We start from the raw sequence: 12,081 nt of genomic DNA, 5'->3' as shown, positions 1-12,081 counted from the left end.
TGCTTGGCTGCCCGGGCAGCGTGCTGGCGCGCTGGATGATCCCGCGCCTGCAGCAGCTGCAGCGCGACCTGCCGGGGCTGACCCTGCATCTGGCCGCGCAGGACGGCGATTTCGCCCCGCGGCTGGCCGGGATGGACGCCGCCCTCCTGCTCGGCCAGGCGCCGTGGCCGGCCGGCTGGACCGTGCACGGCCTGGGCAGCGAACGCATCGGCCCGGTGTTCAGCCCATCCATGCGTGGCGCGCACGTACTCGCCCACCAGCCGCTCGACGCCCTGCTCGGCCATGCGCTGCTGCACACCCGCTCGCGGCCGCAGGCCTGGCCCACCTGGGCCGCGCTCAACGACCTGGACGCGGCGGCGCTGCGCGAAGGCACCGGTTTCGAGCATCTGTATTACCTGCTCGAAGCCGCGGTCGCCGGCCTCGGCATCGCCATCGCCCCCGAACCGCTGGTGGCCGACGACCTGGTCAACGGCCGCCTCATCGCCCCGTGGGGCTTCGTCGATACCGAAGGGCAATGGGCGCTGTGCACCGCCGGCGGGGACCGACATCCACGGGTCGAGGCACTGGCGGACTGGTTGCGGCGGCAGCTGGCCGCGTAGGAGCGGCCCAAGCCGCTCCTGGGGCTTACGCGGATGCGTCGTGCATGTCGGCGCGGCGCACTTCCTCGACGAAACGGCGCATCCGGTCGCCATCCTTGATGCCCGGCGCCGATTCGATGCCGCTGGAGACATCCACGCCCCACGGCTGCACGCTGGCGATCGCTTCGAACACATTGTCCGGGCGGATGCCGCCGGCCAGCAGGAACGGCCGGTGCAGCCCGGAGGGCACCTGCGACCAGTCGAAGGCCACGCCGCTGCCGCCGCTGCCGCCCGGCGCGTGGCTGTCCAGCAGGAAACCGGCCGCATGCGGATGCGCCAGTTGCAGGCTGCGCGCGGTGACCGCCTCCGTACCGCCCATCGCCACCGCCTTCAGGTAGGGCATGTTGAACGCACGGCAGAAGGTGTCGTCCTCGTCGCCGTGGAACTGCAGCAGGCTCGGCCGTACCGTGCGCATCACCTCGCGCACTTCCTCGCGGCTGTTGTCGCGGAACAGCGCCACCACATCGACCATCGGCGTGATCGCCTGGCGCATCGCGCGGGCTTCGGCCGGCGCCACCCGGCGCGCGCTGCCGCGGGCGAAAACGAAACCGATCGCGTCGACGCCCAGCTCGCTGGCCAGGCGGATGTCGCCGGCGCGGGTCATGCCGCAGAACTTGATGCGGGTGCGGAACAGCATGCGGGTCATGACGTCACCTCGGCCGGCAGTTGCCACTGGTCAGGATACAGCGGGCCTACGAACACCAGCCCCTGCGGCGGCGCGGTCGGCCCGGCCTGGGTGCGGTCGCGCAGCGCCAACACCTGCCCGATCCACGACTCCGGCTTCTCGCCGGCACCGACCAGCAGCAGCGAGCCGACGATATTGCGCACCATGTGGTGCAGGAAGGCATTGGCCTGCACCTGCACCTCGACCACCTCGCCGTGGCGCGCGACGGAAATCGACTGCAGCTCGCGGCGGGCGTGCAGCGCCTGGCATTGCACGCTGCGGAACGAACTGAAGTCGTTTTCGCCCAGCAGCGCCTGCGCGGCACGGTGCATCGCATCGGCGTCCAGCGGCCGGCGTTCCCAGCTCAGCGTCTGCCGGTACAGCGCAGGACGCACCTGGCGGTTGAGCAGGCGGTAACGGTAGCGCCGCGCGCGCGCGGAGAATCGCGCATGGAAGTCGTCGGCCACCGGCACGCACCAGCGCACGCACACCGAAGGCGGAAGCCGCGTGGTCGTGCCCAGCACCCAGCCGCGCGGCTCGCGCGCGACATCGCTGTCGAAATGCACCACCTGGCATTCGCCGTGCACCCCGGCATCGGTGCGGCCGGCGCAGACCACGCTCACCGGCGCATCGGCCACCGACGAAAGAGCATCCTGCAGCGTGGCCTGCACGCTCGCACAGCCGCTTTCGCCCAACTGCTGCCAGCCCTTGAAGCCGCTGCCGTCGTATTCCACGCCCAGCGCGTAGCGCATCGTCAAACCTCTCGTTTCGCCGGCGCTTGCCGGAGCCGGCGCCCGCAGCGGGCGCCCGTTCAATCCGCGTCGCGTTCGGACCACACGGCCAGTTCGTTGCCGCCGGGTTCGAGGAACTGGAAGCGGCGCCCGCCGGGGAAGGTGAATTCGGCTTTGCTCAGCATGCCGCCCTGCGCCAGCACCGCCGCCTGCAGCGGCGCCAGCCGCGCCGCGTACAGCACCACCAGCGGTGCGCCGGACCCGCTCGTCGCCGGCTCGCCGCGGAAGAAACCGCCCTGCAGTCCGCCGTCGTCGAACGCGGTGTAGTCCGGGCCGTAATCCTCGAAGCGCCAGCCGAACACCTGCTCGAAGAAACGCCGGCTCGCGGAAGGATCGCGCGAGGCGAACTCGACATAGTCGATGCGCCGTTCGTGCTTCACCGCCGGCTCCTGCCCGCTCATCCCAACCGCCCCAGCAATTCGACCGCTTCGGCGCGCGCCTGCACGTCGCCGCCTGCGGCCACTTCGTTCAACAGGGTACGCGCGGTTTCCGCATCGCCCAGGTCCAGGTAGGCGATCGCCAGCTCCAGCCGCTCGCGGCCGGCAGGCGCAGGGTTGAGCGGCGCCAGACTGGCCATGTCGCCGGCCAGCCAGTCGCCTTCCTCCTGCACAGTCGGTTCCGCCGGCGCGGCTGGCGCTGCGGCGTCGCCCGATGGACGCGAGGCCTCGAACAGCAGCACCGGCTCCTGCCGGGCCGAACGCGGCGGATTGGCGCCGGTGGACGGCTGCGACCAGAACGGAACGGACTCGACCTCGACCTCATCTTCGACGGGCGCGGCAGCCGGTTGCACGGGCGCGACCTCGGTGGCGATCTCCTCTTCCACCGCAGGCATCGCCGCGGCAAGCGCCGACAGTTCGCCTTCGGCGGCGCGACCGGCAGGTGGCGCGGGCGGAAGCGGCGACGGCCGGCGACGGCGCGAAAGCCACCAGCCTGCCGCGGCCACGACCAGCAGCAGCACGCCCAGCCACGCCCATGGCGCGGTGCCCGCCGGCTCCTTCTTCCCCACCTCGGCCAGGCGCTGCTGCGCTGCGGCCAGGTTGCTGTCCTTCATCGCGATCAGCGATTGCTGCTGCGATTGCAGTTTCTCCAGTTCGGCGACGCGCTCGCGCAGTTCCTGCAGTTCCGCATCGCGCGTGGCGAGATCTTCCCTGGCCTGCCGCAGTTGTTCGTTCGCCGCCATGTCGCCCTCGCCACCGGCCTGGAGCCCGGTCGTCATTCCTGCCGTCTGATGTGCGCCAGCCACCGCCGGCGCGATTTCCAGCCGCGCATCGCGCGCCGCCGGCGCGACCGCATCCGCCTTTGCGGTGGCGGTCGCCGTGCCGACCACCGCCGGCTGCGGGATCGGTGCGCGCGCCTGGTGCCATTGCGCGACATGCTCCCGCACCAATGCGCGGGCAGCGGCCGTGTCGGTGCGCTCCAGCTCCCCGCTTCCGGGAACACGCAGCACCGCCCCCTGCCGCAGCAGGTTGACGTTGCCGCGGATGAACGCCTCGGGGTTGGCGCGCAGCAGCGCCACCATCGCCTGGTCCAGCGAAACGCCGTTGTCGCGCGCCAGCTCGCCCGCGATCCCCGACAGGGTCTGGCCGCGCTGTACGGGCGCCAGCGTGCCGTCGGCCGTGGCCGCCGGCCGCGCGACAGGCGCCGGACGGGATGCGGAAGGCGTGGATGGTACGGGTGCGGCGACCGCCGCCGGTTCCTTCGCCGGCCCGGACATGGGCACCGACGCCGGCCCGGGCTCGCGCACGATCAGGTTGGAAGGCGCCGCGGCCGGCGCCTCGATCACCGGTTCGGCGACCGCGGTAGCGGCCTCCGGCGCGGCGACCAGTGCCGAGTATTCGCGTACCAGCCGCCCCTGCCCCCAGTCCACCTCGATCAGGAAGCTCAGCGCCGGCACCTGCACCGGCGCCGCGCTGGTCACGCGCACTACGGCGCGCCCCTGTGCATCCTGGGCGAACTGGAACTGGAGCTCGCTGACCAGCCCTTCCGGCCGCGACAGGCCCACGCGCTCGAAGGTCGCCGCCGAGGCCAGCGCCACCGTGGCGCTTTCCAGCTCGCCCGGGTCGCTGGAGATCACCGGGATCTCGGCCACCAGCGGCTGTCCGGGCCTGGACAGTACGCGGATGTTGCCCAGGCCGAGGGCAAGCGCGGCGCTGCTGTACAGCCCCAGCGCGAGGACGAACACGCCTTGTATCGAGCGCATCGCGCTCCTGCCCCGTGGTTTCATGCCGGCCAATATACCGGCAGAGCCGGATTCGGAATACCGCGGGGGAGACACGCCAACGCCGCGCGCTGTTGCCTCACGGTTTGCGCTGCAAACCGCGGGCCCTCTTTCGCCTGCCATAGACACCTCAGCGCTGCGCGCTGTCGCCCCACGGTTTGCCTCGCAAACCGTGGGCCCCGTCTCTCGCTTGCCACACCCCCGCGCCTTGACTCGCCGCAAGCGGCTCTCCCTTCGGGTCGGCTTCGCCGTTCGCGCTTCGCGCAGTGGCGCGCCCGCTTACCAAGGAGGCTTTGCTCCAGATGCTTCCAGGTGGTGTTGGCAGGTACCGGTACCGGAGGGGGCCGACCGTTGGTCGGCATTGTTTGGCGGCCCCTTGAAAGCCCAAGCCCGACCAGCGGCCGGGCCCAGGATGGCGCCGCATCCCCGGCGATGCAGGATGGTGCGGCGGGCCTTGCCTCAGCCGCCGCTGGCGACCAGTTCGGCGACCTGCACCGCGTTGAGCGCAGCGCCCTTGCGGATGTTGTCGGCTACCACCCACAGGTTCAGCCCGCGCGGATGCGAGATGTCCTCGCGGATGCGGCCGACATAGACCGGGTCGGTGCCCGAGGCGTGGGTGACCGGGGTCGGGTAGCCGCCGGCCCTTCGCTCGTCGACGACCTTCACGCCCGGCGCGGCGGCCAGCAGCTCGCGCGCCTGGTCCGCGCTGATCTTCTTCTTCGTCTCGATGTTCACCGCCTCGGAATGACCATAGAACACCGGCACGCGCACGGCCGTCGGGTTCACCTGGATGCTGTCGTCGCCGAGGATCTTGCGGGTCTCCCAGACCAGCTTCATTTCTTCCTTGGTGAAGCCGTTGTCGAGGAACTCGTCGATGTGCGGGATCAGGTTGAAGGCGATCTGCACCGGGAACTTCTTCGGCTCGATTTCCTGGAAGCCCAGCAGCTGCGCGGTCTGCTTGCCCAGCTCTTCCATGCCGCTCTGGCCGGCGCCGGAAACGGACTGGTAGGTGGCCACGTTGACGCGTTCGATGCCGTACTCGCGGTGGATCGGCGCCAGCACCGGCATCAGCTGCATGGTCGAGCAGTTCGGGTTGGCGATGATGCCGCGCGGACGGTTCTTCGCCGCTTCCGGATTGACCTCCGAGACCACCAGCGGCACGTCGTCGTCGTAGCGGAACGAGGACGAGTTGTCGATGACGACCGCGCCGGCGGCGGCGAACTTCGGCGCGTATTCCTTCGAGATGCCGCCGCCGGCCGAGAACAGGGCGATCTCGACGCCGGCGGGATCAAACGTGGCCAGGTCCTGGATGGTGACCTTCTCGCCGTTGAACTCGACCTGCTGGCCGGCCGAGCGCTCGGAGGCGAGCAGGCTCAGCTTGCCGACCGGAAAATCGCGCTCGGCGAGGATGGCCAGCATGGTCTGGCCGACCGCGCCGGTTGCGCCGACGACGGCTACGTGGAAACGACGGGCTTCATTGCTCATGGGGTGTACTCGAAAGAAAGAGATGGGGGGACACACACGTCGAGCCAGGTTCGGGGAACCTCCGGCGACAGCCTCGGAGGCTCCCTACCGTTTCTTGATGTCGATTTTGGTGCCGGCATTGCCCGTGCGCGCCATGCCATCGGCCAGCAGGCCGGCATTGACCGCATTGGCGGGATGGCCGGCATCCGGGCCGATGCCCAGGCCCGCCAGCAGGTTGTCCATCGCCACCTGCACCATCGCCCGGCGCGTGGCCAGCGAGGCGCTGCCGACATGCGGGGTCAGCACGATGTTGCGCAGGGCCAGCAGTTCGGGGCGCACGTCCGGCTCGTTCTCGTAGACGTCGAGCGCGGCCGAGGCCAGGCGGCCGTGCGCCAGCGCGTCGGCCAGCGCCAGTTCGTCGACGATGCCGCCGCGCGCGATGTTCACCAGCGTGGCGGTGGGCTTCATCTTCGCCAGTGCGGCGGCATCGATGATGTGGTGGTTCTGCGCGGTATACGGCAGCACCAGCAACAGGTGATCGACGCTGCCCAGCAGTTCGTCGAAATCCACGTAACGCGCGCCGACCGCCTGCTCCATGTCCGCGGGCAGCCGCGAACGGTTGTGGTACAGCACCTTCATGCCGAAACCATGATGGCCGCGGCGGGCGATGGCCTGGCCGATGCGGCCCATGCCGAGGATGCCCAGGGTGCTGCCATGCAGGTCGGCGCCAAGCATGGTGGTGAACGACCACTGCCCCCAGTGGCCCTCGCGCAGCCAGCGATCGGATTCGACGATGCGCCGCGCCGCGGCCATCAGCAGCGCAAAACCGAGGTCGGCGGTGGTTTCGGTGAGGACGTCGGGCGTGTTGGTGGCGACGATGCCCGCCGCGCTCAGCGCGGGAATGTCGAGGTTGTTGTAGCCGACGCCGACGTTGGCGACGATCTTCAGCGATGGCGCATGGGCGATCTCGGCCGCGCCGATGCGTTCGTTGAGCGTGACCAGGGCGCCATCGGCGCCGGCCAGGTGCTCCGCCAGGGCCGCGCTGTCGTGCGCGGTGACGGCCGGCGTGGCCACCACGTCGCAGTACGCGGCCAGCTGCGCGACGGTGTCGTCGAACAGCGGCTGCGATACCCAGACGCGGGGCCGCCGGTCAGCCATCGAGGCTCCCGGGGATGCGCGGCGCCACCACGCCGACGTCGCCGCACTGCGCGCGGTGGCGCAGCGCCTGGTCCATCAGCACCAGCGCCAGCATCGCCTCGGCGATGGGCGTGGCGCGGATGCCGACGCAGGGGTCGTGGCGGCCGGTGGTGACGACTTCGACCGCGTTGCCTTCCACGTCCATCGTCGCGCCGGGCAGGCGCAGGCTGGAGGTCGGCTTGAGCGCCATCGAAGCGACGATCTGCTGGCCGGTGGCGATGCCGCCGAGGATGCCGCCGGCGTGGTTGGACTGGAAGCCGGCGGGGGTGATCAGGTCGCGGTGCTCGGTGCCCTTCTGCACGACGCTGGCGAAACCGTCGCCGATCTCCACGCCCTTGACCGCGTTGATGCTCATCAGCGCCGCGGCGATCTCACCGTCGAGCTTGCCGTAGATCGGCTCGCCCCAGCCCGGCGGCACGCCGTCGGCGACCACGTCCACGCGCGCGCCGACCGAATCGCCGGACTTGCGCAGCGCATCCATGTACGCCTCCAGTTCCGGCACCTGCGCGGCGTCGGGCCAGAAGAACGGGTTGTCCTCGACCGCGCTCCAGTCGAAGCCGGCCGGGGTGATCGCGCCCAGCTGCGACAGGTAACCGCGCACGGTCACCCCGTAACGCTGACGCAGCCACTTCTTGGCGATGACGCCGGCGGCCACGCGCATGGTGGTCTCGCGCGCGGAGGAGCGGCCGCCGCCGCGCGGGTCGCGGATGCCGTACTTCTGCCAATAGCTGTAGTCGGCGTGGCCGGGACGGAACTGCGCGGCGATGTTGCTGTAGTCCTTGCTGCGCTGGTCGGTATTGCGGATCAGCAGCGCGAGCGGCGTGCCGGTGGTGCGGCCTTCGTACACGCCGGACAGGATCTCCACCTCGTCGGCCTCGCGCCGCGCCGAGGTATGCCGGCTCTTGCCGGTGGCCCGGCGCTGCAGGTCGTGGGCGAATTCCTCCGGCGCGATCTCCAGCCCCGGCGGGCACCCGTCGATCACGCAGCCGATCGCCGGCCCGTGCGATTCGCCGAAGGTGGTGACCGTAAGCAGCTTGCCGAAGGAATTGGAACTCATCGCTGCGCCGCCAGCTCGGCGATGCGCGCATGGTGGGTACGCAGCTCGGCGGCCTCGACCGCGAAGATGCCCATCTGCCCGACCTTGAATTCGATCCAGGACATGAACACTTCCGGCAGCAGCTTGACCAGGTGCTGCTCGGAATCGCCCACTTCGCAGATCAGCAGGCCGTCCTCGCTCAGGTGGTCCGGCGCATCGCGCAGGATCTTCAGTACCAGGTCCAGGCCGTCGTCGCCGGCGCGCAGCGCCAGGTCCGGCTCGTGCGCGTATTCGCGCGGCAGCGCATCGGTCTCGTCGTTGGTGACGTAGGGCGGGTTGGTGACGATCAGGTCGTAGACGCGGCCCTGCAGGCCGCCGAACAGATCGCTCTTGACCAGTTCGACGTTGTGCGCGAGCAGGCGCTCCTTGTTCTCGGCCGCCAGCGACAGCGCGGCGTCGTTGATGTCGCTGCCGTCCACCTGCCAGTTCGGGTAGTAGTGGCCCATGGCGATGGCGATGCAGCCCGAACCGGTGCACAGGTCCAGCGCGCGGGCGACGTCGCGCCCGGCCAGCCACGGCTCGAAGCCATTGAGGATCAGCTCGGCGATGGGCGAGCGCGGCACCAGCGCGCGCGTGTCGCTCTTGAAGCTCAGCCCGGCGAACCACGCCTCGCCGATGAGGTAGGCGGCCGGCACGCGCTCGGCGATGCGGCGCTCGAACAGCGCCAGCACCTGCTGCCTCTCCTCGGCCAGCAGGCGCGCCTGGCCGTAGGCCGGGCCCAGGTCCGGCGGCAGGTGCAGGGCGTGCAGCACCAGGCTGGTCGCCTCGTCCAGCGCGTTGTCGTAGCTGTGGCCGAAGGTCAGGCCCGCGGCATTGAAACGGCTCGCGCCGTAGCGGATCAGGTCGATGATCGTGAGGAGTTCGGCGGCCGCCTGGGCTGTCATGGCAATACGGGGAATATTGGTGGTCTGCGATTATAGGCGTGCACCCGGTATATTGAGCGCCCGGTTGCAGCCGAAACTGCGGCGATGTCCCGGCATCGGACCGCAACAACCCGGCAAGGGGCCGGCCTGCCGCTGGATCCCGCCACCGCCGCCCGCAGGCCCGCGCTCCGCCCGGTGCCGCCATTACCCGTACGGAGAAACGGCCCATGTTCAACCGCAATACCGGCATCGTCCTGGCCATCGCGCTGGCGGCAGGCCTGGGACTGTTGCTGGCACAGAAGGTATTCGGCCCCGCCGGCAACGGCGGCCAGCAGACCGGCTCGATCATCTTCTATCCCACGCCGCGGCCGCTGCCGGATTTCAGCCTCGGACAGTCCGACGGCACCCGCCTGATCCCCGGCGAACTGCGCGGACACTGGACCCTGGTGTTCCTGGGCTTCACCTCCTGCCCGGACGTGTGCCCGACCACCCTGGCCGAACTGGCGCTTGCGCAGAAGCAATGGGAAAGCATTCCCGAAAGCCTGCGCCCGCGCGTGGTGTTCGTGTCGGTCGACCCGGAACGCGACACGCCGGCGCGGCTGGGCGAATACGCCCATGCCTTCCACAAGGACACCATTGCCGCCACCGCCGACGTCCCGTCGCTGGAGCGCTTCGCCACGCCGCTGGGCCTGGTGTTCCAGAAGGCGCCGGGCAAGAACTTCAAGGCCAATCCGAACGACTACAGCATGGACCACTCGGCCAGCATCGCCGTGCTCGACCCGGAAGGCAGGCTGGCCGGACTCATGCGCCCGCCGTTCGACCCGAAGATGATCGCCAGCGACCTGACCAAGCTGACCGGAAAAACCGCACCATGAGTCTGCTGACCACGCTTACCCACGCCCTGCCGCACCGGCTGCTGTCGTCGATGGCGCGCGCGCTGGCCTATTCGCGCAACCCGCGCGTGTCGCGCTGGCTGATCGACACGGTGACGCGGAAATTCGACGTCAACCTGGCCGAAGCGGCCGATCCGGACCCGCGCAGCTATGCCAGCTTCAATGCCTTCTTCACCCGCGCGCTGAAACCGGGCGCGCGCGTGGCCGATGCCGATCCGCGCGCGCTGCTGATGCCGGCCGATGGCCGCATCAGCCAGCTCGGCCCGATCGAGGATGGCCGCATCTTCCAGGCCAAGGGCCAGTCGTTCACCGCCGCCGAACTGCTCGGCAACGCCAGGGACGCCGAGCCCTTTGCCGACGGCCTGTTCGCCACCGTGTACCTGTCCCCGCGCGACTACCACCGCGTGCACATGCCCTGGACCGGCACCCTGCGCGAGACCGTGCACGTGCCCGGACGCCTGTTCAGCGTCGGCCCGGATGCGGTGGCCAACGTGCCGCGCCTGTTCGCCCGCAACGAACGGCTGGTGTGCCACTTCGACACCGACTTCGGCCCGATGGTGCAGGTGATGGTGGGCGCGCTGCTGGTCAGCGGCGTGGAAACGGTGTGGAGCGGCGAGGAAATCCCCGCCTACGGCGACCGCATCACCCGCAAGGACTGGCGCGGCAAGGGCATCACGCTGGAGAGGTTCGCGGAGATGGCGCGCTTCAACTACGGCAGCACCGTGATCGTGCTGCTGCCGCCTGGCGTGGCTGAATTCGATCCAGCGCTGATGGCCGAAAGTCCGGTGCGGCTTGGGCAGCTGCTGGCGCGTTTGAAGTAACCCCGCTGGCGCGCAGGCCTGCGCGCCACCGACAGAAGCGGCAACGCCAAAAGCAAAACAGGAGCGACACACGTCGCTCCTGTTTCGTTTCCAGCCCACATTCATCGCAGGCGGCTCACCACTCCGGTTCGCGCTCCGGCAGCAATGCGCGGATCACCTGCCCGTCGGCCCCCGCGGCCAGTTTCTCCGCTTCGGCGATGGGAATGTCCACCTCGATCAGCCAGCCTTCCTCGTCGGCCTGCTCGCTGCGGATGACCTCCAGCTGGTGCAGGCGCGAACGCAGCCGGCCGGCGCTGGGTGGCAGTCGCACGCTGCCGGTGACGTGCTGCAGGCCCAGGCGCTTGCCCAGCACCGACTGCAGCAGTTCCAGGCCGCGGCCGTCGCGCGCGGAAATCCACACGCGTTCGCGGCGCGCTTCGTCCGGCACGCCGTCCTGCGCGTCGTGGCGCACGTCCGCACCTTCGATACGGTCGATCTTGTTGAACACCAGCAGCTGCGGCAGCTCGCCGGCACCGACCGCCTCCAGCACTTCATCCACCTGGGCGATGCGCTCCTCGCGCAGCGGATCGGCGGCATCGACCAGGTGCAGCAGGAAATCCGCCTCGCGCGCCTCGCTCAGCGTGGAGCGGAACGCGGCGACCAGTTCGTGCGGCAGGTCGCGGACGAAACCGACGGTGTCGGCCAGCATCGCGTTGCCGCCGGGCAGTTGGATGCGGCGCACGGTCGGATCAAGCGTGGCGAACAGCTGGTCGGCGGCGTACGCCCCGGCTCCGGTCAGCGCATTGAACAGCGTCGACTTGCCGGCGTTGGTATAGCCCACCAGGGCCACGCGCGGCATCTCGCTGCGCACGCGTGCGCGGCGCATCTGGGTGCGCTGCACTTCCACCTTCTCCAGGCGCTTCTGCAGCTGCTCCACGCGCTTCTGCAGCAACCGGCGGTCGGTTTCCAGCTGGGTCTCGCCGGGGCCGCGCAGGCCGATGGAACCGCCGCGCTGGCGCTCCAGGTGGGTCCAGCCGCGCACCAGGCGCGTGGCCAGGTGGCGCAGCTGCGCCAGCTCCACCTGCAGCTTGCCTTCGTGGCTGTGCGCACGCTGGGCAAAGATGTCCAGGATCAGCCCGGTGCGGTCGATCACGCGCCGCTCCAGGAACCGTTCCAGGTTGCGCTCCTGTACCGGGGTCAAGGCGTGGTTGACCAGCACCAGGTCGGCGCCGGTGGCGTCGGCCATGGCCTTGACCTCGTCCAGCTTGCCGCTGCCGATCAGGGTGGAGGGATTGGGGCGGTCGATGCGCGCGGTCACGGTGGCCGCGATGCTGGCCCCGGCCGAGCGGGCCAGGTCGGTGAACTCCTCCAGCACATCCTCTTCCAGCCGCCCTGCGTGCGGCTGGATCAACAGCGCGTGTTCGCCTCGTTTGGAGCGGTCAAACACGCGCCACGTC

At 70.1% G+C, this 12,081-nt stretch carries 12 protein-coding genes; 3 read left to right on the top strand and 9 right to left on the bottom strand.

Going from position 1 to position 12,081, the window contains the following annotated elements; translation table 11 throughout:
• On the top strand, positions 1–599 hold a 599-nt coding region (locus ABB22_RS14205), incomplete at its 5' end, for a LysR substrate-binding domain-containing protein (protein ID WP_082592181.1).
• Between the two features lie 25 nt (positions 600–624).
• Here the strand turns inward: ABB22_RS14205 and ABB22_RS14200 are convergent.
• The 8 genes from ABB22_RS14200 to prmB all read right to left on the bottom strand — a co-directional run bounded on the left by ABB22_RS14200 (position 625) and on the right by prmB (position 8,952).
• Complete coding sequence (locus tag ABB22_RS14200; protein ID WP_055769802.1) at positions 625–1,284, bottom strand: phosphoribosylanthranilate isomerase; 660 nt, start codon at positions 1,282–1,284, stop codon at positions 625–627.
• Complete coding sequence (gene truA / locus ABB22_RS14195) at positions 1,281–2,054, bottom strand: tRNA pseudouridine(38-40) synthase TruA (RefSeq protein ID WP_055769804.1); 774 nt, start codon at positions 2,052–2,054, stop codon at positions 1,281–1,283. The genes ABB22_RS14200 and truA overlap by 4 nt, the downstream gene beginning before the upstream one ends.
• Before the next feature lie 59 nt (positions 2,055–2,113).
• Positions 2,114–2,494 carry a VOC family protein gene (locus tag ABB22_RS14190; protein ID WP_055769806.1) on the bottom strand — a complete coding sequence of 127 codons (381 nt, stop codon included), beginning with the start codon at positions 2,492–2,494 and terminating at the stop codon, positions 2,114–2,116.
• A complete protein-coding gene (locus ABB22_RS14185; RefSeq protein ID WP_152984193.1) occupies positions 2,491–4,293 on the bottom strand; it encodes a type IV pilus assembly protein FimV in 1,803 nt (600 codons plus the stop codon). Before ABB22_RS14185 ends, ABB22_RS14190 begins: the two co-directional genes overlap by 4 nt.
• 477 nt (positions 4,294–4,770) lie before the next feature.
• Positions 4,771–5,796 carry an aspartate-semialdehyde dehydrogenase gene (locus tag ABB22_RS14180; protein ID WP_055769810.1) on the bottom strand — a complete coding sequence of 342 codons (1,026 nt, stop codon included), beginning with the start codon at positions 5,794–5,796 and terminating at the stop codon, positions 4,771–4,773.
• Between the two features lie 84 nt (positions 5,797–5,880).
• Complete coding sequence (locus tag ABB22_RS14175) at positions 5,881–6,933, bottom strand: 2-hydroxyacid dehydrogenase (RefSeq protein WP_055769812.1); 1,053 nt, start codon at positions 6,931–6,933, stop codon at positions 5,881–5,883.
• Complete coding sequence (aroC, locus tag ABB22_RS14170; RefSeq protein WP_055769814.1) at positions 6,926–8,029, bottom strand: chorismate synthase; 1,104 nt, start codon at positions 8,027–8,029, stop codon at positions 6,926–6,928. Before aroC ends, ABB22_RS14175 begins: the two co-directional genes overlap by 8 nt.
• Positions 8,026–8,952, bottom strand: a complete 927-nt coding sequence (gene prmB / locus ABB22_RS14165) for a 50S ribosomal protein L3 N(5)-glutamine methyltransferase (protein ID WP_055769816.1) — start codon at positions 8,950–8,952, stop codon at positions 8,026–8,028. The genes aroC and prmB overlap by 4 nt, the downstream gene beginning before the upstream one ends.
• Positions 8,953–9,158: 206 nt before the next feature.
• On the opposite strand from prmB, the gene ABB22_RS14160 reads away from it, so the two are divergent.
• The gene (locus ABB22_RS14160) at positions 9,159–9,806 is read left to right on the top strand and encodes an SCO family protein (RefSeq protein WP_055769818.1); all 648 of its coding nucleotides are present in this window, start codon (positions 9,159–9,161) and stop codon (positions 9,804–9,806) included.
• Positions 9,803–10,645, top strand: coding sequence for an archaetidylserine decarboxylase (gene asd, locus ABB22_RS14155; protein ID WP_055769820.1), 843 nt, complete (start codon positions 9,803–9,805; stop codon positions 10,643–10,645). Before ABB22_RS14160 ends, asd begins: the two co-directional genes overlap by 4 nt.
• 115 nt (positions 10,646–10,760) lie before the next feature.
• Here the strand turns inward: asd and hflX are convergent, their stop codons facing one another.
• A complete protein-coding gene (gene hflX / locus ABB22_RS14150) occupies positions 10,761–12,071 on the bottom strand; it encodes a ribosome rescue GTPase HflX (RefSeq protein WP_055769823.1) in 1,311 nt (436 codons plus the stop codon).
• Positions 12,072–12,081: the final 10 nt, after the last annotated feature.

It is taken from the genome of Stenotrophomonas nitritireducens, assembly GCF_001431425.1.
GTDB classification, from domain to species: domain Bacteria; phylum Pseudomonadota; class Gammaproteobacteria; order Xanthomonadales; family Xanthomonadaceae; genus Stenotrophomonas; species Stenotrophomonas nitritireducens.
The sequence above is the reverse complement of the archived record's forward strand: the minus strand, read 5'-3'. Positions and strand labels throughout refer to the sequence as shown.